This window comes from Tenacibaculum profundicola, assembly GCF_057220795.1.
This window is the reverse complement of sequence record NZ_CM170137.1, coordinates 389560-415456: the sequence shown is the minus strand read 5'-3', so window position 1 is coordinate 415456 and position 25897 is coordinate 389560. Positions and strand designations below refer to the sequence as shown.

The following is a 25897-nucleotide window of genomic DNA, read 5'->3' as shown; positions in this document are numbered from 1 at the left end:
ATGAACACCAATCAAAAAATAGCCAAAGTTCAGCTTACTTCTAGGTTTAAACAACTGATTGTAGCGATTCTGAGTGTAAGCTTTGGTACTTCAATGTATATTGCCATGAACAGTTTTATGAAAGGGGTGAATAATATACAAACGGAGGTTACATTTACCTCAATGGCGCATATTAAAATTTACAATGATTTATCTGAAAATATAATCCCATTATTACCTACGCCTAAGGAAAGCAATACGGTTTTAATGGTAAATAATGCCCGTAACATACAATACACAGAGGGAATAAAAAATGTTGATGTGATTAAAAAGGAATTGCTTAAAATGCCCGAAATAAATGGTGTTACGGTACAACTTAATCAGAATGTGTTTATACGCAATGGCGTTTCTAAAAAAAGTGCATCGCTTTCAGGTATTGAAACGGTTAATGAAAATGAACTTTTTGATACCTCAAAATATATTATAGAAGGCGATCTAAGTGATTTAGACAAACGTTCAGACGGTATTATTTTGGGAATAGGGCTCGCACGAGCCGTTGGAATAAAAACAGGAAACACCGTAAATATAACCACTTCTGAAGGTGTTTCTAAAACTTTTAAAGTGATAGGGATTTTAGAATCTGGTTCTAAAAGTACAGATAAAACTCGTGCATTAATTTCTATTCAATCAGCAAGACAACTATTTTCTAAAAACAAAAGCTATGCAACAGATATCTTGATCAATACCAATGATTATAATAACGCTCAAGTAGTTGGGGAAAAAATAAGTAAAATCACCAACTATAAAGTCGAACCTTGGCAAGAAGGTAATAGCCAACTGGTGTCTTCTAGCTTATTGCGAGATATATTGGCAGTGGCCGTTTCGCTTACCATATTAATTGTGGCAGGATTTGGAATCTATAATATTATGAATATGACTGTAAACGAAAAGATAAAAGAAATAGCCATATTAAAAGCAATGGGATTTAATGGAAAAGATGTGATTGAAATTTTTCTAACACAATCGGTAGCTATTGGGCTCATTGGTGGTTTTGTTGGTTTAATTTTAGGTAATAGTATCGTGCAGATGTTAGACATTGTACCATTTAAAATTGCCACACATTCCACATTACCCGTGGTATACAATCTAAAGGATTATATCCTAGCTTTTGCCTTTGGAGCTATTATCACGTTAATAGCAGGATATCTTCCTTCTCGAAAAGCATCAAAAGTTGACCCAGTTGAAATATTAAGAGGATAAAATAAACAGAAACCAATGAAAGTAATCTCTATAAAAAATATAAACAAACATTTTTACGATCCCGTAGAATTTCAAGTATTAAAAAATATTTCTTTTGATGTAAATAAGGGTGAATTTGTATCCATTATCGGAAAATCAGGTTCGGGGAAATCGACCTTATTATATCTACTATCTACCATGGATACTAAATACAACGGAAATATTTCCATTAATGGTACGCAGGTAACTGGATTATCACAAAATCAATTGGCAAAGTTCCGAAACGAACATATTGGCTTTGTTTTTCAGTTTCACTTTTTACTACCAGAATTCACCGTATTAGATAATGTAATGTTACCTGCTTTAAAATTAAATAAAAGAAGTAAGGATGAAATTGAAGCAGAAGCCATTGAATCGCTTCACTTATTAGGGCTGAAAGGAAATGAGTATAAAAAAGCGTCTAAAATATCGGGCGGACAGCAACAACGGGTGGCTATTGCAAGAGCACTTATCAATTCACCATCAATTATTATGGGTGATGAACCAACCGGAAACCTCGATTCTAAAAACACAAACATTGTTTTTGAGGTATTCCGTGAATTGGCAAAAGAACGCGGACAAACCATTATCGCTGTAACACATGATGATGAATTTGCGGCTAATTGCGATCGGATTATAGAACTATCTGATGGTGAGTTAATGAGTCATTAACAAAAATAACTTTAAACTAGTTTGCTAGTAACACGTTACATTGTTTTGGGCACAACTTTGCATATAGAAATAAATATGCACTGCTTATTTTCGACCTCATAACCAAAAATTCGAGTTTAATAACATATTCCTAAAAAAGAATAGATAGTGATCTATCCTTGTATAAAATTAATAACAATAATAAAATGAAACATTTAAAAACTTTAGTTACAGTATTAATCATCAGTTTATGTAGTTTCACTGGCCATGCTCAGTCTGATACAACTGGTGAATGGATTGTCGGAAAAGAAAACACGGTGGTAAAAATAGCATCCAATGATGGTGTTTATAGCGGAAAGATCATTGCTTCTGATAATCCAAAGGCTGCCATAGGAAAATTAATGGTGAAAGACCTCAAAAAAACAAGGGGTTCTTGGAAAGGAAAAGTGTATTCACCTAAGCGTAAGGAATGGTATGATGCGGCATTTACTCCAAAAGAAAACAGCTTAGATATCAAGATTAACGTTGGCTTTTTCAGTAAAACTATTGAATGGATCAGAAAATAAAGGCGTTACTCGTTCATAAAAGAATAATGATACAAAAAGTAAGTGTTGTTATTCTTTTCTTTTTTATTTTTCTGAGCGATGGTTACACGCAGGATTTTAAATTAGCAGGAATTGAATATAATAACTATTCACAATCTGCAGTACAAAATGATGTAGGCAACCAACAAACTTCATTTCAAGAATTTGGCGCATTTGTAAATGTTCCGAAGAAATTCAAAAATAATAAAACCGTTTTGGTTAATGGAGTTGGTTATGGTTTTGTGGAAGCATCATGGAATAATCAATTGTTTCAGCTAGGCGAAAGGAATAAAAAGTTACAAGTGTTTTATTATCAATTGACTTTGCTACATCAATGGAACGAAAAATGGAATACCCTTGTCAATGTAAAACAAACATTGTCGTCAGACTTTGAAGCCAAGTTAAGTACGGACGATTTTGTGTTTCAGGGAGTAGTTATAGGCACAAAAAAAATCAATACTAAATTTAAAATAGGAGAGGGGATTGCACAAAGCACACGGTTAGGCAGTCCTAGAATAGTACCTTTAGTCAACCTACAATATAAAAACAATAGACACGAAATTAATACCCTATTGCCTTTGAATTTTAACTATACCTATGCAGTATTGCCTAAAGAAAAATTAGAATTGGGTTTAAAATACACGGTTAATGGAGCGAATTTTAATATTCATTCTACTGAGAATAGCATTGATAAAATAAATTATTCTAGAGTAAATTTAGGGGTATTAGCTCATTATAAAATATCTAGAATACTGCGTTTAGAAGCGTTTGGAGGCCTAAGTACCAACGGAAGGTATAACTTGGTAGATACAGATGATACTTTGTGGGATTTTGGTTCTACCTAAAAAAAATAATAGCATACATCAACACAGAATAATTTAATATATTAACCCCAAAAATATACGATAAGTAAAAATGAATAAAAGTATCGGAAAAACTGCATTTCGAATCGTTTTAGTGTCACTATATGCCTTTCTTGTAATGAAATTAATAGGCTATGTGATGCCGAAAACCATCGAATATACATCAGAGATTCCTATACAATTGTTTTTTTTCTTTTATCTAGTTATCTTTAATTTAAATACCGAAGGTAGCTTGTTTATTGACCGGTATTTAAATAAAAAGCACTCTTGGTTTTACCATCCTAAAAAACGCTTATTTATCCAATTAAGCGCTATTGTTTTATGGGTGTTTATCTCTATAGTACTTCCTTTTATTATTTGGTATTACATCAATGATCAGTCGTTTATTTATGAGCAAGGGCCAGTGATTGTATTTACAGCTTCCATTATTTTTTTACTTGGATTCACGGGTATTTCCATGGCTATTAATTTCTTTAAGCAATGGAAACAATCTTTCTTAGATGCAGAATACTACAGACAAGAAAAACTCAGAGCCGATTATCGGGTGTTGCAAAATCAAGTGAATCCGCATTTCTTATTTAATAGTTTGAATGTATTAATTTCAGAAATAAAACACCATCCTGACACGGCCGCAACATTTACACGCAAATTATCAAAAGTATATCGCTATGTGTTACAAAGTAAAAATCACGATTTAATTAGGTTAAAAGATGAGCTTGCATTTATAGACTCCTTTATTTTTTTACATAAAGTTAGAATAGGGGAAGCATTGGAGTATTCAGTAAGCATTTCAGAAGACATTGTACACAAAAAAATACCACCATTAACCCTACAAATACTGATTGAAAATACCATCAAGCACAATATAGCAAACGAAGAAAACGTATTGCATATTTCTGTTAAAAGTGAGGGTGATCATACATTAATTGTTAGCAATAAGTTGCAAATTATAGATAATGTAGATTCTACCTATACCGGGTTAGCTAACCTAAGCAAGCGTTTTGAATTGCTAAAAAAAGATGGTTTTAGCTATGGTGAAATAAACGGAGAATTTGTGGTAACCATTCCTTTAATTGATGAATAACATGACAAACGTATTAATTATAGAAGACGAACTACCTGCACAGCGCTTATTAAGAGAAACCTTGCAAGAAATTACCATTCAAACTGAAGTAGTGGGTTGCTTAAACAGTATAAAATCTGCGGTTACATGGTTTCAGAATAACCCTCATCCAAACATCCTGTTGCTGGACATTCAATTATCTGACGGATTAAGTTTTGAAATCTTAAAGCAGGTACAGGTAGAGAGCATGATTATCTTTACCACAGCTTATGACGAATATGCCATCCAGGCATTCAAGGTTAATAGTTTGGATTATTTGTTGAAACCTATTGAAAAAGAGGAGTTACAGGCTGCTTTTGAGAAATACCAGAAATATTCCAAGTCATTAATTCAAGAAAAAAGCAACACCATAAATTATGCGGAATTGGCCTCGATACTCAAAAATGAAACAAAAGAGTATCGCAAACGTTTTTTAATTCAATCGAACGAATCATTTTTATATATACCTGTAGAAGAAATTGCGTTTTTTTACAGTATGCAAGGCGTTACTTTTGCAGTTACCACTGACAAACGAGAATACCCCGTTAATTTTTCTTTGGAAAGCTTAAAAGAGCAATTACACCCTGATTCTTTTTTTAAAGTAAATCGTCAGATCATAATTAACATAGCAACCATTAGACGCGTACATTCTTATTTTAATGGAAAATTAAAACTCGAAACCCAACCTTCGCATTCGGAAGATATTATTATTGGAAAAGATAAAACCGCACTTTTTAAACGTTGGTTGGATAGATAGAGTAATTTCGTATAAGTCTTATTTTATGGTATTTACAACTCTTATTACGAAGCTTTAATCCATAATTTAGGTTAAAACAGAAAAGGGGGGTACATATACTTTTACCTCAATAACATAAAGAGTGCATTAAAATGAATACAAAATGACATTTAAATCTTGTTTTATAGTGGTTTACAATGGGTTTCGTAGGGTTATCGGTTAAGTTTTATTATATTTATGCTTAACAATAAATGATGCATTTACTTAATCTAATATAGGGAAACACAAATAGAAAATGACCATAAAGAAATTTTACATGATGACTTATGATGAATCATTATTTGTACTATAATGTTCTTCATAGTGTAACTTTACTTTGGTGAAAAACGAATGATAAATGTTCGGGTTCTTTATTTTATCTTCTCAAAAGTTTCTTTAAAAAGGTAATGGAACCCTTTAGGTTTCATGACCAGGTACCTATCAAATTGTAAAGAAGCCAGTACATACGTATTAAGTAGCAACGTAGGAGGGAAGTGTAATATGTATGGAATTGAATATTGTTTATATATATATAACCATTTTATTTTACAGTAAACTCAAACAATAACTCGTATAACACTTAAACCTCATATTTTACGTTCCTGTACTTTTCCTTTCACTATTTAAAAGTATTTCGTTGCTTTGCCTAAGAATGGATATCAATAAAAAAACAAATCATAGCAATACTAGGATATCTCTTTATTGGAAATGTCAATTAATAGGATGGAGTATAGTTTCTATTTATTGGGCATATACAGTATATACAAGAGATAATTACGGCATTTTTTATACTTTGTTAAATTATGTATTAGACATTTGTATAGGAATATTTTTAACACATATGTACAGACGATTTGCCTTAAAAGCAAAATGGAGTAGTTTACCCATAAAACAATTACTAATCCGTTTAGTGCCTACTATACTTTTATTAGCTGTTTTCTATGTGTTAATCAACAATTTAAAATGGTATGCTTACTGGACTTTGATTGCAGGCGAAGATAAAAGTTTATTAGCATCTATTATTTACTGGGACCCGATCTTACTTACTGGACTTCGATTAATGTCAATTTGGATATTGGCGTATCACTTGTATCATTATTATCAGAAAGAAGTTATAACAGCAAAGGAGAATGCTAAATTGTCATTAATAACAAAACAAGCCGAGTTAGATAATTTATCAGCTCAATTAAATCCACATTTCTTATTCAACTCTTTAAATTCTATTAAATCATTAGTAATCGAAAACCCTAACGTTGCAAGAAGAGCTATTGATTTATTATCAGATTTGTTGCGTTCATCATTATATGAAAAAGACAAAGATTTAATAAGTATTAAAAATGAACTTTCTTTAGTGTATGATTATATCGAATTAGAAAAGATGCGTTTTGAAGAACGACTTCAGCTAAAAACGAATATTGATATCGGAGTACTTGATTATAAAATACCTACTTTAAGTATTCAGTTATTGATAGAAAATGCAATTAAACATGGAATCGACTTAAAAGTTGGAGGCGGTGTTGTTTTCTTGAAAATTAAAAAGAATGATAGCTACATTCATATTAAAGTTGAGAATCCTGGAGTAATTAATCCAAATAAAAGTGTTGGGTTAGGTCTAAAAAACTTAAAGAAACGCTTAGAGATTCAATACAAAGGAAAGGCTAGTTTTAGTTTGACAGAGAATGAAAATGACCATGTTTGTGCTGAAATAATAATTCCAATGAATATAAACGATGAAAAGATATAAAACCATAATCATTGATGATGAACGTTTAGCGAGAGAAGAAGTAAAACGCGCATTAGAAAAACATAAAGAGTTTGAAATTATTGGTGAAGCAAGTCATGTAGATGAGGCAATACCTTTAATTGACGAATTAAAACCAGATATTTTGTTCTTAGATATTCATATGCCTGGTAAATCTGGTTTTGATTTATTGGAAGAATTAACAAATGTGCCAGACGTTGTTTTTACAACAGCATATGATCAATATGCTGTAAAAGCTTTTGAAATGAATGCTTTAGATTATTTAGTAAAGCCTTTGAGAGATGAACGTTTTTCTAAAACTATTGAAAAGGTAAAGACAGCATTATCTAAAAGGGTAAAATTAGAGCCTACAACCTTACCAATGCATCAAAAGATTTTTATAAAAGATGGTGAAAAATGTCATTTTATTCCGCTAACAGATATTCATTTTATTGAGTCTTTAGAAAACTATGCACGTCTTTATTTTGGTTCGGATAAAGCGATGGTTAAACGTTCTTTAAATTTATTAGCAACGAAATTAGACCCTAAAGTCTTTTTCCGTGTTAATCGAAGCCAAATGATTAACATACATTACATCAAAGAAATTCAGCCATACTTCCATAATAAATTACAAATTATATTAACTACTGGAGAAAAAGTAGAAGTATCGAGCAGGCAATCTGTTATATTTAAAAACTGGAATAGCTTATAAAGGATAATTTAGTTTTCTAACGCTCATTTGCATTTATTTACGTTCCTGTACTTTTCCTTTTTTGATAGAAAAAGACGCCTTTACTTTGCGCAAAAATAAATAAAAAAGTATATTATGAATTATTTTAAAGTAGCATTTCAAATAACAATATTCATATATCTAGTTATGATTTCATTGTTGTTATCTTGTAGTGAAAACAACGCTTTAGTAGCCAACCAACCAACGTTAACCGATTATACAGTTGGAGAGAAATGGGTTTGGAAATATAAAGGCGTAACAACGGAAGGTCTGGTGCGTTCAGACGGAGAAGATACAAGAGAAATAGTTAGTGTAGATGGTGTTTTAGGTATGGTAATTGGAAATGATACTATTCCGGTAACAGACATAGTAAAGCCAGAAGAGAGCGAAACACCAAAATATAAATGGCCTTTAAAAGTTGGTAAAAAGTGGAAATATGAAAAAAACTGGACAAGCCAAGATGGCACTACAGGAAAACAAAGTCAAGATGCAGCAGTTTTATCTTTTAAAGAAGAAAAAGTAGAAGCAGGAACCTTTATGGCTTACACCATTGAATACAAAGGAACAATTTCAAATTCAAGAGGATACAGCGCAATAACGGATGAGGTTTGGTTGTACGCTCCAGAAATTAAAAACTTTATTAAAATGACTCAAACTCAAGACGACTTTTTGTACACTGAAGAGTTAATCAAGTACTCTAACCCAAATAAGTATTAACATAGTTTGCTATCAGTTTTCAAACAAAAAACAATGAAAAAATCATTCCTGATATTATTTCTAATAGCAAATAGTATTACTTCTTTTGCACAAGTATTACCATTTAAAAAAGTAAAACTATCAGATTCAGTAGCTCTTACAAATCAAATGCAGCAATTAGCGGCATTATGTGACACTCAAAATTTATCAGCATTAGACTTGTTTAAGTTCCAGTTAATTAGGGGTAACTATAATGATGCATTAATTACTATTAAGAAAAGAATAAAAGAAACACCTAGAGAAGAAAGGATGTATTTAGATGTATATCTACAATATGTAGAAGCGAAACTTTCTAATAACTTTAAAAAAACATTTAAAAATTCTTATAAAAATTACTTGCTAAAATCTGATGATTTACATGTAATTAATTTAGACAAAACATTAATACTAAGAGATGGAACCGATTATTTTATTTCTAACTTTAATGATATCTATAAAAATATCACATCCAAAGAGATATCAAATGCTACCGCTCAAAACCTAATCAAAAAATATTTTTTGAAAACAGTATATGCATCAACCAGAGATATTTTCTTTGAAGAAATTAAACAAGATCATAAACGAAGATATGTCGTAAATGATAGTATTGTAATTCCAATGAAAGATGGTGCAGAAATTTCAATGGTAGTAGTTCAGCGAAAAGGAAAAACAACAACTAAAAAATCTGCAATATTAGTTTCTTCTATTTATTCAGGAACCAATGAGGCTGCTGCAATGTTATCAGCTTCTAAAGGATATATTGGAGTTATTGCCAATACAAGAGGAAAAAGATTAAGTAGAAGTATAATAAAGCCTCTTGAATATGAAAATACCGATGTTTATGAGGTAATTGATTGGATAAGTAAACAAACTTGGTCAAATCAAAAAGTAGCCATGTTTGGTGGTAGTTACAATGGTTTTACACAATGGGCTTCTATGAAACACAAAGTGCATCCTGCATTAAAAACAATTGTTCCAATGGTTGCTATTGCACCAGGGATTGATTATCCGATGGAAAATAATGTACTACATAATTATTCGTATTCTTGGAATTTTTATGTGACCAATAATAAATTTTTAGACTTTAATGCTTCCCAAGATTTTAATCGTTGGAATACCTTAAAAAACACTTGGTACAAAACCGGAGTTGCATTTAATAAGTTAGATAGTTTAGATGGTGAAGTAAATACATTATGGAATACATATATGCAGCATCCTAGTTATGATGATTTTTGGAAAAAAATGATTCCATATAAACAAGAATTTGCAAAAATTGACATTCCTATTTTAACAATTACAGGTTATTATGATGATTCACAAAGAGGAGCGATGTATTACTACAATCAACATCATAAATATGCTAAAAACCCGAATCATTATTTATTGGTTGGACCGTATGACCATTGGACTGCACAAACTAAGCCTGAAGAAAGCCTAAGAAATTACAAATTAGATAAATCTGCTTTGATAAACATTGAAGAGGATATTATTTATCAATGGTTTGATTACATTTTAAACGGAAAGGAAAGACCTAGTATTTTAAAAGATAAAGTAAATTTTCAGGTAATGGATACAGATACTTGGATGCATAAACCAAGTATAAACGCCATGACAAATGATACCTTAATGTTTCATTTAAGTGCTACAAAAACAGATGGTTTTTATGCTTTAAAATCGAAAGCTAACCTTTCTAAGGTTGGTATTTCTGTTGATTTTAAGGATAGAAAAAACATGAACAATACTGAGTATTATCCTTGGCCTTTAGAAAAAGAAAACATCAATTTGAAAGACGGATTGATTTTTAAATCTGAAGAATTACACAAAGATGTTATTATAAATGGATCTTTTTTAGGAAATCTTGAATTTTCAATCAATAAAAGTGATGTGGATTATTCTGTTATTGTATATCAACTAACACCAGAAAATAAATACTTTCATTTGAGCTACTATATTGGTAGGGCTAGTTTTGCAAATGACAGAGAAAAACGTGTTTTATTAACACCAAATAAATTCACGAAAATTCCTTTTAATAACGCTAAGTTAATCAGTAAAAAAATAGCAAAGGGAAGTCGTATTGTAGTTGTTGTAAATGTGAATAAAAACAACAATGCACAACTTAATTATGGAACAGGGAAAGATGTAAATAAAGAAAATATTAAAGATGCCGAAATTCCTTTAAAAATTATCTTTACAGGAAATAGTAGTATTTCTTTACCAATTTGGTGTTTCATAAAGGAATAACAAATTTTATTAAATAGGTATTCGTAAACCTCCTAAAGTCGGTTTGGCTAAAACTAGGATACAGAAATTATTATATGATAAAATGTATTATAATGTGCTGCGTGGGGGTTACCCTGAACAATGTTGAAGGGTTACTTTGCTTGGGTAAAAGCGATTTTTTTTAACCTAATTTTGTTAGAATTTTTTCTTCTCAAAAGTTTCTTGAAAAATATAATGAAACCCTTTAGGTTTCACGCTCAACTATTTATCAAATAGGAAAGAAGACAGTAAATATGCCTTTTGCAAAAAGGGCAGAGGAGTGGAGGCAAAATGTGTATGGAATGACTTTATTTTTTACCATTTGAGTTACCACCTTCTTTTTAAAATCACTAAATTTATCAATATTTATAATTAATAAGTGAAAACCATTTACGAATCATGAGTGAACCTTTTGATGAAAAATTTGTGGAATATGCAGTAAATCATGTAAATAACGATCATTCTGATGCTATGCTAAGCATTTTAAAATATGATGCAAATATTGACTGGCCTATAAAAGCTATTTTAAACACCTATGACCATTCGAAAATGGAGGTGGTAGGTTTGAATAATCAGGGTAAAAAGGAAAATTATAATATAACTTTTCCAAAAACATTAGATAATGCAAGGGAATTTCGTCTTGTTCTAGTAGAAATGCTGTCAAAAGTTAAGAAAAGTAGTTAAATTTGGATTCACTTACCCAAATTGTATTAGGAGCAGCAGTCGGCGAGGCTGTTTTAGGCAAAAAAATTGGCAATAAAGCGTTACTTTACGGAGGAATTGGGGGTACTATTCCTGATCTTGATGTATTCCTAGGATTATTTACAGACACAGTTACTGCTATAGAATTACACCGAGGGTTTAGCCATTCTATGGTATTTGCTATAATTATGGCGCCTCTATTGGGGTGGTTAGTCAATAAACTAGAAAGAAAAAAGAATCTTGGTTGGCAACCTTGGTCTACACTATTTTTTTGGAGTTTAATTACACATCCTTTGTTGGATGCTTTCACTACATGGGGCACCCAATTATTTTGGCCTTTTAATATAAAAATGGCTTTCAATTCTATTTTCGTTATTGACCCTTTGTATACTTTACCTTTTCTTTTTTGTTGCATCGCGGTTCTTTTTTGTAAACCTAAGTCAAAACTCAGAAAGCGATTCAATAGATTCGGTCTTATAATTTCAACAAGCTATCTTTTTAGCGCACTTATTTTAAAATCATTGGCTTATAAAAAAATTGAAAACGAATTAAAAAATCAAGGGATCCAATATACTACAATTAGTACGCGTCCTGCACCTATGAATACTATTTTGTGGAATGCCAATATCGACACAAAAGAGAATTATCTTATTGCAGATTATTCTTTTTTTGATACACAACCCATAAAGTTTACAAAATATCCTAAACATCGTGAAAAATCAGATGTATTACTTAAATATTTGAATGTACAACGACTTATAGCTATTTCCGAAGGTTGGTATATTATAGAACAAAAAGATGGTCAATGGTATTTTAACGATATGCGATTTGGGGTAATTCCAAGAAAATATGGCACCTCATTTTTTGCTTTTTCTTACCATTTAAAAGAAAAGGAAGGAAAAATTCAGGTAATAGAACTTCCTAAAACCAGCCGTGAAGCACAATTCTTGATACAAAGACTTTGGCATAGGATTAAAGGGAATTAATTGTTCTTGTATTTTTATTTAATGTAATACAAATAAAAAATGACTGTAATGCAATTTTATAAAATGTACTCTAATGTTCTGCGTTATGTTACTTTGCTTTGGTGAAAAGCTTTTTACCACTCAAATTTCTTTGATTTTTTTCTTCTCAAATGCTTGTCTACGATGTCAATGGAACACTGTTTGCACGAAACGACGATAGGAGCGAAGTGGGAATGTGTGTGGAATGACATATAACCACTTATACGGTTTACAGATAAATATTTCGTATATAGGTATTGAATTATTTTAAGTTAGTTTAAGGCATAAAACTTTAGCATAGCAAAGCTATGGTTAAGTTTTATTACGCAAAAATAGCTATGAAAGAAACAATAAATATGCGAAATATTTATTTGTAAATCGTATTAATTATTCAATTCATGCTTTCGTTTTATAAAAATAATACTACAAAAAAACACTACAAATAGCGTTAGGGCTGTTAGATAGAAATTACTATGCTCAACACCTCCAAAATAATCAGCAAAAGGAATTCTGTTTATGTTAGCATAAGTAATCATAAAGAAGAGCACTTCAAACAGCTTTTTTCCTTTAGATAAGATACCTAAAAACGCAGCCAATAGAACTATGAAAACACTTCCTAAAAATATAGATGAAACAGCAATACTATTTGTTAATAAACCAAAACGAACTATTAAAGGCAATGCTAAAAATAGCATTAAAATGATTCCTGAAAACAATTGAGAAACTAATAACCTTCTTACTGGTTTAAAAGCCGTAAACGAAAAATAATGAACATTGCTTATTATTTCCTTAATTGACAAGTCTGACAACCTACTTACTTGTAAAAACCATAAGATTGGTAAAACCATTTGATGTGCAATTTTTAAAGGAAGAACTGCTAATAATACCATTCCTACAAGGTTAATAATCCATAACCATTTTCTCCCTTTTCTTAATAACAATAAAACTTCGGTTTTAAATAATGGAAACACACTATAATTTACCTTTGCAGAAGGTAGTTTTGATAAATCTACATCTTTTATAAGGCTTTGTTTAATCATTTTAACTTTACTTGTTTTTGCATGAACCCTTTCTTTTACATCAAAACGATGAAACAAAACAGACACCAAAAACAGTAGTAGAATGCCAAGTGTAATCCAAACGAAACGACTCAATAAAAATAATGTTGAAAAATCAACTCCTTCAAATAAAAACTTATCTGGCTTTTTAGTATTTCCTAGAACATAACCAATGGGTAAATCGGTATCTTTATCTGAATTTGTAATTTCTTTAACAGTTTCTTCTAGTTGATGCAATATAATTTTGCTACCAAAAATATCTAGTGAAAATTGACTTTCCGTTTTTGGTGAAAATATCATAAGAGTCGAAAAAATAAAGAAGAACCCAACATTTTGAACTACCGAATATTTTCCTAAAAACATTTCAGAAATAACTGCTAAAACAGAAATTAAAAATAGTGCTGGAATTGTAATGACTACATACGGTTTTATAAACTGGAATAATTTAAAAGGGTAATCATCATTATATAAAAAGAAAAGGATAATACTCATTATAAATACCGCAGCGGCAATGGTTAATAATAGTAAAAAATTACTTAGCACTTTAGAAAACAAATAGCTAAAATTTTTGATTTTTGTGGCGGCAACTATTTCACCAACTCTTGCATCCATATCTGTTCTTATTCCGCTATTTATCAAATAGAAACCTATTAATGACAAGAAAACACTAGTCATAATTGCCGTAACATAACCAAACCATGCCGAATTGTAATAACCAACGTAATCTGCTATTCTAATTGTAGAATAATTAGCATTGGGTTCTGGAACAAATGTATACGCTATTGCTAAGGTTGCACATAGTGTTATTAAAAAAGCATAGCTTCTTGTTCGTTGTAAATAATCTAATTTTATAATGGTTAAAAAGGAGTTCATAATAGCATTCTTTTTAAAGTTAACATAAATAGGTTTAATTTATTTTTGTGAGATATAAATAGGCATCTTCTAAATTTGCTTCTTTTTTAATAGAGTGTTCTACAGGAACATCTGCAATATATCTTACTACTAATTGATTATTTTTACGAGAAGTACTTGCTACAATTTGTGTTGTTTTAAAAGCTGCTAGTTTTTCTTTATCAATTGTAGTTTCAAATACTTTATCCGTTACCTTATTTATAATCTCTTCCTGATGTCCATAAGAAAGTAATGTTCCATTTTTCATAATTGCCACTTTATCGGCAATCGTGTCTATGTCTGATACGATGTGCGATGATAGAATTACGATGCAGTCATTTGCTAAATCAAAAATTAAATTTCTAAATCGTACGCGTTCTTCTGGATCTAAGCCAACAGTAGGCTCGTCAAAAATTACAATTTTTGGGTTGTTTAATAATACTTGTGCAATACCAACACGTTGTTTCATTCCTCCAGAATAACTTCCTATCTTTTTTTTAGCAGCATCTAGTAAGTTTAACCCTTCTAATAATTGTGCTATTCTTGGTTTTAAATTTTTTCCGCCAACACCTTTCATCGCAGCCATATATTCTAAGAATTCATACGCATTTAGATTTGGATATACACCAAAGTCTTGCGGTAAAAAGCCCAGTTGCTTACGCATATAATTGGCATCTTTTACAATGTTATTTTTATTTAAAGAGATAATACCATTGGTAGGTTTATTTACAGTTGAAATCATCTTTAAAAGTGTAGATTTACCCGCACCATTTGGCCCTAATAATCCTAAGATTCCTTTTTCAATATGGATTGAAAAATCTTTCAATCCATATTTATCCTTGCTGTATTTTTTAGATACATTTTGAATTTCTAATTTCATAGTTTAGCTTTTAGGGGTTATTTTAGTAATGGTAGTTGTAAAACCATTTTGGCTAAATGTTAAACTGTTATTGCTACCTTCTATTTTAGTTAAAGTGGCACCTACAGCTGTATCATACAGAGTGGTTTTATTTTTTTGAGTTAACTCACTCTTTATGTCTTGAGCTTCTGCTATTAAAAATAGTTTTCCCTTTTCTTGCTTAATCTCAAAAGTTAAGTTTGCCTCTTTTAATAAATAGTTACCAATTATCCCTTTAAAATCAGCTAAATTGATACTTTTGAATTGCTCAACCTTCTCATTGTTTAAATAAGAATACAAATCATTCTTAATTGATTTCTCTAAAGGCATTCTATGAGAATTTGTAAATAATAAGAATAAATTTTTTGTTTTTGGGTTATATGCATTTCTGAAAGCGTAGCCTAAATTATTACCTCCATGATTAAAATATTTAGTGCCTTTGTAGTCAGATTTAAACAAGCCCAAGCCGTATACTTCATTTCCAGATTCCATCATGCATTTAACAGTCTCTTTTTTAAGTAGCTTTTCAGTTTCAAATAAAGAAGTGTAAAAAACTTCCATGTCAGATAAAGTTGAAGCAATACTACCAGCAGCAAAAGCAATATTTGCAAAGTATTTATAATCTAAATATTCTGTTACATCTTTATCTTGATGATACGGTGTTGCTAAATTTGGCAAGTTTCTATGAACATAAGGATACGTTTTGTTCATTTTTAAAGGTTCAATAATACGTTCTCTTAACAAATCAAAATAACTTTGATCTGTAATTTTTTCAATAATCCTTCCTAGCAAGAAATAATTTGTATTGCAATAATCAAATTTCCCAATCATTTTTGGGTCATTTTCACCTACTTGATTTAGCAAGTTATTGTTGTAAAGAGAATCATTTTTTGCATAAAATATTTCTTCAAGGTTTTTACCAATTATTTCGTTTAATCCACTTTCATGCGTTAATAATTGGCGTATAGTTAAAGAAGGGTTTACGTTTTGAATTGGCTTTAAGTACTTTCCAATAGTATCTGTTAATTTTAAATTTCCTTTTTCCATTTCTTGTAAAAAAAGAATAGCAGTAAAGGTTTTAGTTGCACTACCAATATTAAAAACATTATTTTCATTTAAATTAAAATTACCAAGGCTTTGTGTTTTAATCACATTATCTTTTTTAATAAGAAGAGCAACACCTTTATTTTGTTCTTTTATTAATGGGTCAAATTTTTGTTTAATAATTTCTAGTCTGTTTTCTTGTCCAAAAGAAATACATTGCACTAATAAGAATGCTAAAATTGTGAGTTTTTGTAAAATTTTCATGTGATATCTTTTTTAAATTATACCTCAAAACTCTTTTAATTATTCAAGACTTAAAAAAAAGAATGACAAATGGGCTTTATAAAATGATAAAGTAAAAAACAGCCTATAATCATTAAAAAATACCTGTTCAGACATCGTTCCCTAACATTCATCATTAAAAAATGGATATTTATGTGTGAATTTCTATTTTTGAGTTGAATAATAAACTTTAAAAATGGCAAAATTAGATTCTTGGATAGATAACAAAATTGTACAAAACCTATTTATTTGGTTTTGTTTCTTTTTAGTAATATTGGGTGCCATTCAAGGTCAAAATAAAATTATAATATCATTAGGTATTATTTTATTATTAGCACCAGCTATATACATAAGTAATTTATTAATCTTGCCGCTTATAAATAAGAAAACTATTTTATTTACTTTTTTATTTATATTAAATATCCTTGTATTTACTACCATTTCAGTATTTATTATAAATTTTATATCAAAACAATCTTTTCAATGGGATAAGTTTATAAACTTCTTTGGGATTATGGTTTTGGCAATAGCATTTGGAACAGCTATAAAGATAGCGCGTGATAGTTTTTTACGAAGACATCAAATTAAAGAAGCAGAATTAAAGTTATTAAAGACACAATTAAACCCTCACTTTTTATTTAATACCTTAAATAATTTATATGGTTTATCTGTTGTGAAATCTGACAAATTGCCAAACTTAATGCTGAAATTATCCGATTTATTACGATATAGTTTGTATGATACAAAAGAAAGATTGGTTCCGCTAGAAAAAGAAATTACCTACTTAGAAAACTATATTTCCTTAGAAAAAATACGTTTGGAAGATAAAACCAGTATCGAGTTCACCAAATCGGGGGACCTTTCCGCGTCTGCAATAGCACCGATGTTACTGATTGTATTTGTAGAAAATGCCTTTAAACATCTAGGTAGCTTGGCAAATGGAGAGAGCAAAGTAGCTATCACCATACACGAAGCCAACAACCAACTGATTTTTACCTGCGAAAACACCACCGAAAAGTCGGATTTTGGAGAGGAGAACCTAGAGAAAGGCAGAAGTGGGATTGGTTTACAGAATGCCAAAAAACGCTTGCAATTGTTATATGCGGAAAAGCACCAACTGAAGATAAGCGCTTTAGAGACTAGTTTTTCGGTGCAATTAATAGTAGATTTATAGCATGAAAAGCTTACAGTGTATTATCGCAGATGACGAACCAATTGCTCGTCAGATTTTAGAAAATTATATAGAGGCGCTGCCCAATATAGAAATCATGGCTTCGTGCAAAAATGCTTTTGAAGTGATGGAAGTACTGCAAGATCAAGAAGTGGATATTTTGTTTTTGGACATCAATATGCCCAAGCTTTCGGGATTAAGTCTGCTAAAAAGCCTACGCATCCAGCCCAATGTAATTATTACCACCGCCTATGCGGAATATGCTTTAGAAGGCTTTGCCTTGGATGTAACCGATTATTTGCTAAAACCCTTTTCTTTAGAACGACTCTTACAAGCGGTAAACAAGGTACAAAAACGTGTAACTCCTGCACCGACGGTAGTAGCAGAAGTCCCCAAAGAAAAGCCTCGATTTATATTTGTAAAGAGCGATAAAAAGATATTGAAGTTAGCATTGGACAGCATCCATTATATAGAAGCCTATGGCAACTATATCAAGATCTACGCTGATCGTATGATTTTAACCCCGCAGCCTTTGTCGGATTTCCTTACCAAATTACCAGATAGTTTTATCCGAATCCATAAGTCTTTTGTGATTAATTTTGATCGATTGCAACTCATAGACGGCAATCAAATTCGCTTAGAAAACGATACTACCTTACCCATAGGGAAGTCGTATCGAAAAGCGGTGTTGGATAGGATTTAGAGGTTTTGTCAATTACCTTAATTTGATAATAAATAATATTTGGAGTTACGGAATTATGGGGAATAATTATGTCTCATGGATGGTTTATGTTAATTTCTTTTCTAAACAATGTCTTTGTACTATGGTATTCTGCATAATGTTACTTTGCTTTGGAAAAAGCATTAGCAAAACGCATTTTTTCTTCATTTTTTTACTCAAAAGTTTATTTAAAAATGTAATGAAACTCTTTAGGGTTCACGAGCTCCTATTTATAAAATAGGAAAGGAGCGAGTAAATACCCTTTGCCCGAAGTGATGATAGGAGTGAAGTAGGAATGTGTGTAAAATTAAATCTAAATCATTTTGTTTCACTACTTTTATATAATTAAATTTATGCAAATAGAGCTTACTTTGATGCCAATTAAAGCTACATCCAGTTAATCAAATTTGAAATATTTTTTTATATTTGTTTTCAAAAGAAAGAATGGTTCATATATTAAATCCTAGATTAATCGCAGATGTATTTGACGAGGATGTAATCATAGCAAATTTAGACACAGGGATATATTATTCGCTTTCGGGAATAGCAACTCAAATTTTAGGCAAGCTTCCTTTTCAGGACCCTTCAAAAGTATTTAATGAAATAGCAAATAAACTTCAAGAAAATAGCAACGAAATTGAAAGTGAATTGAATGAGTATTATAATAAAATGCTGGACGAAAAGGTTATTGTATTAGTAGATTCAGAAGAAAAATCAAAAAAAGTAATATTAAAAGAATCCCTTAAATACATGAAATCGGAATTTTCAACCTTTACAGATCTTCAAGAATTACTATTATTAGACCCTATTCACGAGATAAGTGAGGATGAGTGGAAAGTAAGTGATGAAAAAAAATGATTGTTCATAAATATTTTGATTATGTTTTAGATACAATAGACAGAGAAGAACAATTACATAAAAGTTATCTAAAACTTTCACATAGAAATATAGCATTGAATTTCACCAGTGTTGAGTTGACAAATGAAATATTACCTTTATTTGATCTTCTGATACTGTCTAAAAAGCCGAGTGCTGTTGAATTAACAATCTATGTTGTTGATAATAGCACTTTGAAGCATAAAATTAAACTTCCAGAAATAGTAGATGCAGAATCAATTAAAGATGGAAGGGATGTGGATTTATCAAAAGGTCATTATCAAATTATATACTATAGAAATTGGGATAAATTACTTTTATTCGATCACAAAGCGAAAATAGGAATTTGTATTTACAGCTCTTTTCATAATATTGCTTGGTGGGAAAAAAGTGCTTATCTTAAAGAAATATTTCACATTTGGTCAAAAGAAATACCTGCACAATTAATTCATGGAGGTGCTATAGCTACCGATGAAAATAATGGATACCTACTTGTAGGAAAAGGAGGATCAGGAAAATCAACTTCTTCAATCAATCTGATGCTAAACGGCTACAAATACATTGGTGATGATTATGTATGGGTTGAGTTTGGTGATGATGGCAATAATAAAGTTGTATCCTTATATCAGACAGCCAAATTAAGAACTGATAATTTTTTAGAAAACTTTATGCATTTGGAAGAGTACTTAATAAACCCAGATAGTTTTAGGCAAACAAAAGCAATTTTAAAACCCGATGAATTACTTAAAAAAAGTTGGATAAGGACAGCGAAAATTAAAGGGATTATACACCCTGAAATTACGGATGGAGATACTAGTTCTATAAAAAAAAACAATTCTTTAAATACTTTTTTATCACTTGCTCCAAATACCATAATGCAACAAACGGTAAATCGTAAAACTTCTCATAAAAAATTATCCTATTTAATAAACACATCTAAGTGTTACCGTTGGAAACTATCAACAAACACAAATACCAATATAGCTGCTTTTACTAATTTTGTTGAACAAAAATAATGAGAAAAGTATCACTTAGTGTTATCGTTCCTACCTACAATAATGGTAAAAACATTAAAAATACTATTACCTCTATACTTGAGCAGGAGGGGGCTTTAAATCTCAAAATTGATTATGAAATCATTATTATAGATGACAATTCTATAGATGATAAATTTAATGAAATTCAAGATCTCTACGCAAATCACAAGAATATTAAAATACTTAGAAATAAAGAAAATAGAGGTCCAGCTTACACCAGAAATAAGGGATTAAAAAAAGCAAAAGGGCAGTTTATTTCGTTTTTAGACGCTGATGACTTATGGACAAAAGATCGATTGAAAAACATTTTTCCTAAATTCCAAGATCCCCAAATTGATATTGTAATAGGAAAGACCCAACAAAAAATTGCTAAAAATCTTGCATATAAAGGCAAAGAGAAACATAATGAGATAAAATTAAGGCAAGAACTTGTAGGAAGTCTTGTGATTAAAAGAAAAATAATTGATCAAGGGTTTTTCTTTGATGAAGAGATGAGGTTAGGAGAAGATACAGAGTGGAAGGCTAGACTTTACCAAGCAAAATTTAAGTGTGCCACTATAGAGAACACAACGTTAATTCGTTGGATACATGGTAATAATACTACGCTAACTTCAAGCTTTACTCACAGAGGAATACTTATGACGATTCTTCATAAATCAGTAATGGAAAATAGAAAAAACAAGACTATAGATTAATTTTATGAAGACAACGAATATAGACGTAATAATACCTTCTTATAATGATGCTGATAAAATTGGAGATGCAATTGCGTCCATTCAGGAGCAAGAAGATGTTTTGGGTTATATAATAAACTACAATATCATTATTATAGATGATTGTTCTACTCAAGCCAATCATGAAATACTTAAAAAGTATGAGGTGAAATACAACAATATATCTGTTTTAAAAACAAATACAAACTCAGGATCAGCTATAGCTAGAAATCACGGACTAAAATTAGCTAAAAGTCCGTTTATAAGCTTTTTAGATGCTGATGACATTTGGTTAAAAGATAAAATAAAGCACTTATTACCTCTTTTTGAATCTCCAGATTTAGATATAGCTTACGGTGCTTATATTTTAGATATTAAACCTGGAGTAAAATTTACACATAAGGTGGTTGAAGGTAAGCCAGAAAAACTTCATTTTTTTTTATCCGCTACCTTAGTTAGAAAAGTAGTATTCGAAAAAGGTTACTATTTCGATGAAGAATTTAGAATGGCTCAAGATTTGGAGTGGAATAACAGAATAAAAACTGACGGTTTAAATATCAAGGTGATTGATAACCCCGTTTTTATATATAAAATTCATGGAAATAATACAGTAATGAAATATCCTGATGAAGCCGCTAGATATAGATTAAAAGCACTGCATAAAAAAATTAAGCATATGAACAAAAAGAGAAGCAATAGTTAAATATGAAACTAAATAGTAATACAATTCCTCTAAAAGATATAGATATTATCCTTCCTGTATATAATTGTGAAAAATTTATTGGAGAAGCTATTCAATCTGTTTTAGACCAAACTTTTAAGAACTTTAATCTTATTATTATTAATGATGGATCAACAGATACTACGGAGGAAATCATAAATGAATATCAAAAAAAGGATGCTCGAATAATTTCAATAAAGCAAAAGAATAGTGGACAAATAACTTCTCTAAATACAGGGCTTGAATTGTCAAAATCAACATACATTGCCTTTATTGATGCAGACGACTTATGGGAAAAAACCAAATTGGAAAAACAATACAGTTTATTAACAAAATCGGCTGATCTTACTGTTTGTTTTACGCTAGTTCAAGAATTTGATTCTTTGCAAAATCAAGATTCAAAATACTCTGCTAGAAAAAAAGATATGAAAGGTTTGAATAAGTTATGTTTTTTAGGTGCTAAATCATTATTTGATACCTATGGAAAATTTAATAATGAAGTAAGTTTGGCAGATTTTGTTTTGTGGTTTGGTAAGCTTATAAATGATAACGTAAAATACGAGGTAATAAACGAAGTATTAGCTTTCCGAAGGATTCATGGCAATAATATGACTCAAAATGTTAATCGTTTAGATTATTTAAAAGCTATTAAACGACATATTGATGCAAAACGTAATTAGTAAACTTAATTAACTATAAAATTCAATATACAACGTATTTATGGGTTTGTTAAATTATCTGTTTTTTGGATTACATAAATGAAAAATAAACACTCAAAGTATTTTATATTCTATTCTTTTATCAAACAGTTTTTTGATAAAAAAACAAAAACAAAGTTACTACTATCGTTAGGTGTTTCCATTGTTAGGATACTCTTATCTATTTTGTGGCCAATTCTTTTGTATAAAAGTATATTCAAAGATGGGGCATTAAATATGGAGACTATAGAATACAATCTACCAATTGCAATTTCTTTATTTGGATTATCACAATGGCTTGCCTACAAGCAAACAATCATAAATGTCAATATTAATAATAAAATATCTATACAAGCTTACCTAACACTTTCTAAAAAATTTTATTCATTAGAATGGCTTACTTATAAAAAGCAAAAGCGTGTCTTTTATTTTGATGTTTTTATAACAAGTTTCTACAGAGTTCGTCAAGGAATTAATTCCGTATTAGAAATTATTATTCCATATACAATCATTTCTCTCGTAATGGTATTATTTATAGCTTATATTAATTTTCATTTGTTTGTGCTGTTTTTAGCAACTTATGTTTTTATATGTTTTTTTCAGTGGATTAGTTACAAAAAATTGGGACCACTTACCCAAATGTTCCATAACAGTTGGAGAAAACAGGATGTAAACATTAGTTCAACTATTGATAAATACAATCTAGTTAAGATGGGACGTGGCTTTAATCAAGCTACATCAGATTTTAAAGAAAAGACATGGGAGTTTTTAGAAGATAATAGTACAATAATGAAAGCTCGTGCTAAATTTAGGATAGTTAACCAAGTTACCAGTCAAGTATCTAAAATAGTATTATTAGTAGTTGGTGGCTTATGGGTAAATAGTGATGTTGTAAGCCTTTCTGAGTTTATTTTTACTTTTTTTATTGCAAGTGTTGTTCAATCAAGTATAGCTCAATTACCTGGAGGCATTATGAGTTTCCTAGATGCCACTGCATCGACAAATAAACTAACTGAGTTCCTTGATTTAAAATCAGAGGATAAAACCCCATCTAATCAAGTAAAATTAAATCATATAAATGAAATTACACTTCAAAATATTTGTTTTTCGTATGAAGAAGATAATTCTTTACTAAATAATATTGAAATTCAACTAAATAAAGGGAGTATCTATCTCTTATCAGGGAAAAATGGAATAGGAAAAACTACGTTATCTTCGGTATTACTTGGCTTAATAAAACCAAAAAAAGGCGATTACTACGTCAATAAACAAAAAATACCTTGGGAGAGTGTAAGTGCCCTACGAGATAGATTTGCTTACATTAACCAAGAAACAATATTATTTGCAGGCACAATAGAACAAAATATTACGTTTGGACACGAAGATAAACAGTTTCCTTTAGAAAAGCTACAAGCATCATGGCTTTCAACACTGCTTTCAAAAGGAATATCGAATCTTAATAAAACAATTTCCGAAAATAATGAAGGTGTTTCTGGTGGAGAAGCCAAAAAGCTTGTGTTAATTAGAGAATTACTATATAATTCGGAATTAATTGTTTTAGATGAACCCTTCAACCATCTCGATAAGAAATCAATTGCAATTCTTATGAATCAAATAAAAAGCTTAAAAAAAGATAAAATAATACTGTTCATTAGTCACCAAACAGGGTTTGAAGAAATTGCTGATGAGATTATTAAACTAGACTAACATGGGAGAAAAAAATTTAGATTTATACATACTAGATTTGTGTCTTTGTAAAACCAAAGATGAATTTGTAAAATTATGGAAGTATGTTGAATTACTTGATAACCTTGATGAATTAGATGGAAGAGGAGCTAGGTTAGTCCCCTATTTAATATCCATTTTAAAAACACATAATATAAAGAGTAAACACAATAAAAGATTAAATATTGTAAATAAATACTGGTGGTTTAAAACCAATATAATTATCAATGAATTAAAAAAAGCATGTATTGCCCTTAATAAAATAAACATAAAACCTGTATTAATCAAAGGTGTTAGTTTGTATGCTAATTATGATAAAGTTGAATACCGACCGATGTCAGATATTGATATGCTAGTAGATTTTAAGGATATAATTCCAGCTATAAAAGAATTAAAAAAACTGGGATATAATGGTTCATTAGAGTCAATAAAAATTATACAAAAACATCCCAGATTTAGTTATGAATTTAATCATCATGCATATCTGTTCAATGAAGAAAAAAATGTAACACTAGAGTTACATTGGAATCTCAACCATTTAATTGACGAGGATTTATTCAATTTAATGATGAATGATTTGAAAGAGCATAAACTTATAAAAAATGCACTTATTCCAAACGTTGAATTTGAATTTTATTTATCCATTATTCACGGATACAAAGAAATACATCACCATTCAAATTGGCCTATTGATTTAATTAAGTTAAGAGAAAAACATAAAACTATCAATAGTTATAAAGTAATAGAATATTATAAAATGAACAAGCATAAATATTGTTTTGAAAAAGGGGTGGAATTTTTGGAATACCACTCTATTAATACAGGCTTGAACATTGACATTACAGATTTTAGTAAAGATTACACCAAAATTATTCCTTATCCTAGAGGGAATAGTATATTCCTTAGGTTAAAAGTTATTTTTTTTAAGGTAAAAAACCGGTGGACACATATCAATAACATGTTTTCTAAAAAGCCTTTTTTTACCCGAGTAATTAAATTTATTAGGTATATTAATTTTAGAATAATAATATACCTAATAAACATTAAACTTAGGTCGTAAAATAAATGTTAATTTAAATCATTATAATGATTTATTATATCTAATAGAATTTAGAGTTATAGAAAAGTGGTTTATGAAATTTTGGCAAAACAATAGGAGAGTGGAACGTAATATTTTAGGGAGTTAGCAGTACATATTGTTAAGTTTTCCAATTATAAAATATTTTTAATTTTTTCTTAAAAATTTCCAATCTATCCTAAAATATAAAGAAACGAACCGTAATTGTTTCCAAAATTATATGTAAGTCTTGATTTTTTTGTTTAGCTCACGCGTTAATATTTTAAGGGTGTTCGTGAATCTTCTAAAGTCGATTTCTTTTTTCATCAAGAAAAAAAGAAAATAATTAAAGATTAATAGTAACAATGTTTATTATCTATTTAACATAATATTAAAAGCACTAAACAAAAAATATTCAATAATAGTTCCAAATAGAACAAGTGTATAGAATTTTATTTTTTATTAAATTTATGCTCTTGCGCAGAACTTAACGAAAAGCTCCTGAGAAAAATATAAACGGAATGATCTTCAAATACGATACTATTAATTACAACGAAATGTTAGCTTTTGTGCGGTGGCAAGTGTTGGCAAATTGTGTTTGA

General features: G+C 29.9%; 24 protein-coding genes. 21 read left to right on the top strand and 3 right to left on the bottom strand.

The annotated features are described in order from the left end of the window. The 12 genes from AC2TDS_RS01735 (at position 1) to AC2TDS_RS01680 (ending at position 12385) form a co-directional block, all read left to right on the top strand. On the top strand, positions 1-1239 hold the full coding sequence (locus AC2TDS_RS01735) for an ABC transporter permease (RefSeq protein WP_484737410.1): 1239 nt from the start codon (positions 1-3) through the stop codon (positions 1237-1239). A gap of 15 nt (positions 1240-1254) precedes the next feature. Further along, positions 1255-1929, top strand: a complete 675-nt coding sequence (locus AC2TDS_RS01730; protein WP_484737409.1) for an ABC transporter ATP-binding protein — start codon at positions 1255-1257, stop codon at positions 1927-1929. Between the two features lie 185 nt (positions 1930-2114). Continuing rightward, positions 2115-2474, top strand: coding sequence for a DUF2147 domain-containing protein (locus tag AC2TDS_RS01725; protein WP_484737408.1), 360 nt, complete (start codon positions 2115-2117; stop codon positions 2472-2474). Further along, positions 2459-3337, top strand: a complete 879-nt coding sequence (locus AC2TDS_RS01720) for a DUF6268 family outer membrane beta-barrel protein (protein ID WP_484737407.1) — start codon at positions 2459-2461, stop codon at positions 3335-3337. Before AC2TDS_RS01725 ends, AC2TDS_RS01720 begins: the two co-directional genes overlap by 16 nt. 70 nt (positions 3338-3407) lie before the next feature. Further along, positions 3408-4439 carry a sensor histidine kinase gene (locus AC2TDS_RS01715; protein WP_484737406.1) on the top strand — a complete coding sequence of 344 codons (1032 nt, stop codon included), beginning with the start codon at positions 3408-3410 and terminating at the stop codon, positions 4437-4439. Position 4440: 1 nt separating this feature from the next. Further along, positions 4441-5214, top strand: a complete 774-nt coding sequence (locus tag AC2TDS_RS01710; RefSeq protein ID WP_484737405.1) for a LytR/AlgR family response regulator transcription factor — start codon at positions 4441-4443, stop codon at positions 5212-5214. Positions 5215-5884: 670 nt separating this feature from the next. Then, on the top strand, positions 5885-6976 hold the full coding sequence (locus AC2TDS_RS01705; RefSeq protein WP_484737404.1) for a sensor histidine kinase: 1092 nt from the start codon (positions 5885-5887) through the stop codon (positions 6974-6976). Next, on the top strand, positions 6963-7685 hold the full coding sequence (locus AC2TDS_RS01700; protein ID WP_484737403.1) for a LytR/AlgR family response regulator transcription factor: 723 nt from the start codon (positions 6963-6965) through the stop codon (positions 7683-7685). The genes AC2TDS_RS01705 and AC2TDS_RS01700 overlap by 14 nt, the downstream gene beginning before the upstream one ends. Positions 7686-7799: 114 nt before the next feature. Continuing rightward, on the top strand, positions 7800-8420 hold the full coding sequence (locus AC2TDS_RS01695; RefSeq protein WP_484737402.1) for a hypothetical protein: 621 nt from the start codon (positions 7800-7802) through the stop codon (positions 8418-8420). A gap of 33 nt (positions 8421-8453) precedes the next feature. Further along, on the top strand, positions 8454-10679 hold the full coding sequence (locus AC2TDS_RS01690) for a CocE/NonD family hydrolase (protein WP_484737401.1): 2226 nt from the start codon (positions 8454-8456) through the stop codon (positions 10677-10679). A gap of 417 nt (positions 10680-11096) precedes the next feature. After that, a complete protein-coding gene (locus AC2TDS_RS01685; protein WP_484737400.1) occupies positions 11097-11381 on the top strand; it encodes a DUF2470 domain-containing protein in 285 nt (94 codons plus the stop codon). A 2-nt stretch (positions 11382-11383) separates the two neighbouring features. Next, entirely contained in the window at positions 11384-12385 is a 1002-nt protein-coding gene (locus tag AC2TDS_RS01680) for a metal-dependent hydrolase (RefSeq protein WP_484737399.1), read from the top strand. Between the two features lie 401 nt (positions 12386-12786). Here AC2TDS_RS01680 and AC2TDS_RS01675 read toward each other — a convergent pair whose 3' ends face one another. The 3 genes from AC2TDS_RS01675 to AC2TDS_RS01665 are packed head-to-tail and all read right to left on the bottom strand — an operon-like array spanning position 12787 to position 16558. Beyond that, positions 12787-14334 (bottom strand): hypothetical protein, encoded by a 1548-nt coding sequence (locus AC2TDS_RS01675; RefSeq protein WP_484737398.1) that lies wholly within the window; start codon positions 14332-14334, stop codon positions 12787-12789. Between the two features lie 34 nt (positions 14335-14368). Further along, complete coding sequence (locus AC2TDS_RS01670) at positions 14369-15232, bottom strand: ABC transporter ATP-binding protein (RefSeq protein ID WP_484737397.1); 864 nt, start codon at positions 15230-15232, stop codon at positions 14369-14371. A gap of 3 nt (positions 15233-15235) precedes the next feature. Then, the gene (locus tag AC2TDS_RS01665; RefSeq protein ID WP_484737396.1) at positions 15236-16558 is read right to left on the bottom strand and encodes a serine hydrolase domain-containing protein; all 1323 of its coding nucleotides are present in this window, start codon (positions 16556-16558) and stop codon (positions 15236-15238) included. A gap of 214 nt (positions 16559-16772) precedes the next feature. Here AC2TDS_RS01665 and AC2TDS_RS01660 point away from each other — a divergent pair, with 214 nt between their 5' ends. The 9 genes from AC2TDS_RS01660 to AC2TDS_RS01620 all read left to right on the top strand — a co-directional run bounded on the left by AC2TDS_RS01660 (position 16773) and on the right by AC2TDS_RS01620 (position 25298). Further along, complete coding sequence (locus tag AC2TDS_RS01660; protein WP_484737395.1) at positions 16773-17750, top strand: sensor histidine kinase; 978 nt, start codon at positions 16773-16775, stop codon at positions 17748-17750. Position 17751: 1 nt separating this feature from the next. After that, positions 17752-18450 carry a LytR/AlgR family response regulator transcription factor gene (locus AC2TDS_RS01655; RefSeq protein WP_484737394.1) on the top strand — a complete coding sequence of 233 codons (699 nt, stop codon included), beginning with the start codon at positions 17752-17754 and terminating at the stop codon, positions 18448-18450. 462 nt (positions 18451-18912) lie between these two features. Beyond that, positions 18913-19326: a hypothetical protein gene (locus AC2TDS_RS01650; protein ID WP_484737393.1), complete on the top strand. Its 414-nt coding sequence runs from the start codon at positions 18913-18915 to the stop codon at positions 19324-19326. Then, positions 19323-20360, top strand: coding sequence for a phosphoenolpyruvate carboxykinase (ATP) (locus AC2TDS_RS01645; RefSeq protein ID WP_484737392.1), 1038 nt, complete (start codon positions 19323-19325; stop codon positions 20358-20360). Before AC2TDS_RS01650 ends, AC2TDS_RS01645 begins: the two co-directional genes overlap by 4 nt. Beyond that, the gene (locus AC2TDS_RS01640) at positions 20360-21076 is read left to right on the top strand and encodes a glycosyltransferase family 2 protein (protein WP_484737391.1); all 717 of its coding nucleotides are present in this window, start codon (positions 20360-20362) and stop codon (positions 21074-21076) included. The genes AC2TDS_RS01645 and AC2TDS_RS01640 overlap by 1 nt, the downstream gene beginning before the upstream one ends. A gap of 4 nt (positions 21077-21080) precedes the next feature. Continuing rightward, positions 21081-21797, top strand: a complete 717-nt coding sequence (locus AC2TDS_RS01635) for a glycosyltransferase family 2 protein (protein WP_484737390.1) — start codon at positions 21081-21083, stop codon at positions 21795-21797. A 2-nt stretch (positions 21798-21799) separates the two neighbouring features. Further along, entirely contained in the window at positions 21800-22495 is a 696-nt protein-coding gene (locus tag AC2TDS_RS01630; protein ID WP_484737389.1) for a glycosyltransferase family 2 protein, read from the top strand. A gap of 78 nt (positions 22496-22573) precedes the next feature. Next, positions 22574-24220, top strand: a complete 1647-nt coding sequence (locus AC2TDS_RS01625; protein ID WP_484737388.1) for an ATP-binding cassette domain-containing protein — start codon at positions 22574-22576, stop codon at positions 24218-24220. 1 nt (position 24221) lies between these two features. Next, positions 24222-25298, top strand: coding sequence for a nucleotidyltransferase family protein (locus AC2TDS_RS01620; protein WP_484737387.1), 1077 nt, complete (start codon positions 24222-24224; stop codon positions 25296-25298). Positions 25299-25897 lie beyond the last annotated feature (599 nt).

Bases quoted from the DNA above. Each gene is read 5' to 3' on its own strand.
- AC2TDS_RS01735 (WP_484737410.1), top strand. From the start codon at position 1: ATGAACACCAATCAAAAAATAGCCAAAGTTCAGCTTACTTCTAGGTTT.
- AC2TDS_RS01730 (WP_484737409.1), top strand. From the start codon at position 1,255: ATGAAAGTAATCTCTATAAAAAATATAAACAAACATTTTTACGATCCC.
- AC2TDS_RS01725 (WP_484737408.1), top strand. From the start codon at position 2,115: ATGAAACATTTAAAAACTTTAGTTACAGTATTAATCATCAGTTTATGT.
- AC2TDS_RS01720 (WP_484737407.1), top strand. From the start codon at position 2,459: ATGGATCAGAAAATAAAGGCGTTACTCGTTCATAAAAGAATAATGATA.
- AC2TDS_RS01715 (WP_484737406.1), top strand. From the start codon at position 3,408: ATGAATAAAAGTATCGGAAAAACTGCATTTCGAATCGTTTTAGTGTCA.
- AC2TDS_RS01710 (WP_484737405.1), top strand. From the start codon at position 4,441: ATGACAAACGTATTAATTATAGAAGACGAACTACCTGCACAGCGCTTA.
- AC2TDS_RS01705 (WP_484737404.1), top strand. From the start codon at position 5,885: ATGGATATCAATAAAAAAACAAATCATAGCAATACTAGGATATCTCTT.
- AC2TDS_RS01700 (WP_484737403.1), top strand. From the start codon at position 6,963: ATGAAAAGATATAAAACCATAATCATTGATGATGAACGTTTAGCGAGA.
- AC2TDS_RS01695 (WP_484737402.1), top strand. From the start codon at position 7,800: ATGAATTATTTTAAAGTAGCATTTCAAATAACAATATTCATATATCTA.
- AC2TDS_RS01690 (WP_484737401.1), top strand. From the start codon at position 8,454: ATGAAAAAATCATTCCTGATATTATTTCTAATAGCAAATAGTATTACT.
- AC2TDS_RS01685 (WP_484737400.1), top strand. From the start codon at position 11,097: ATGAGTGAACCTTTTGATGAAAAATTTGTGGAATATGCAGTAAATCAT.
- AC2TDS_RS01675 (WP_484737398.1), bottom strand. From the start codon at position 14,334: ATGAACTCCTTTTTAACCATTATAAAATTAGATTATTTACAACGAACA.
- AC2TDS_RS01670 (WP_484737397.1), bottom strand. From the start codon at position 15,232: ATGAAATTAGAAATTCAAAATGTATCTAAAAAATACAGCAAGGATAAA.
- AC2TDS_RS01665 (WP_484737396.1), bottom strand. From the start codon at position 16,558: ATGAAAATTTTACAAAAACTCACAATTTTAGCATTCTTATTAGTGCAA.
- AC2TDS_RS01660 (WP_484737395.1), top strand. From the start codon at position 16,773: ATGGCAAAATTAGATTCTTGGATAGATAACAAAATTGTACAAAACCTA.
- AC2TDS_RS01655 (WP_484737394.1), top strand. From the start codon at position 17,752: ATGAAAAGCTTACAGTGTATTATCGCAGATGACGAACCAATTGCTCGT.
- AC2TDS_RS01650 (WP_484737393.1), top strand. From the start codon at position 18,913: ATGGTTCATATATTAAATCCTAGATTAATCGCAGATGTATTTGACGAG.
- AC2TDS_RS01645 (WP_484737392.1), top strand. From the start codon at position 19,323: ATGATTGTTCATAAATATTTTGATTATGTTTTAGATACAATAGACAGA.
- AC2TDS_RS01640 (WP_484737391.1), top strand. From the start codon at position 20,360: ATGAGAAAAGTATCACTTAGTGTTATCGTTCCTACCTACAATAATGGT.
- AC2TDS_RS01635 (WP_484737390.1), top strand. From the start codon at position 21,081: ATGAAGACAACGAATATAGACGTAATAATACCTTCTTATAATGATGCT.
- AC2TDS_RS01630 (WP_484737389.1), top strand. From the start codon at position 21,800: ATGAAACTAAATAGTAATACAATTCCTCTAAAAGATATAGATATTATC.
- AC2TDS_RS01625 (WP_484737388.1), top strand. From the start codon at position 22,574: ATGAAAAATAAACACTCAAAGTATTTTATATTCTATTCTTTTATCAAA.
- AC2TDS_RS01620 (WP_484737387.1), top strand. From the start codon at position 24,222: ATGGGAGAAAAAAATTTAGATTTATACATACTAGATTTGTGTCTTTGT.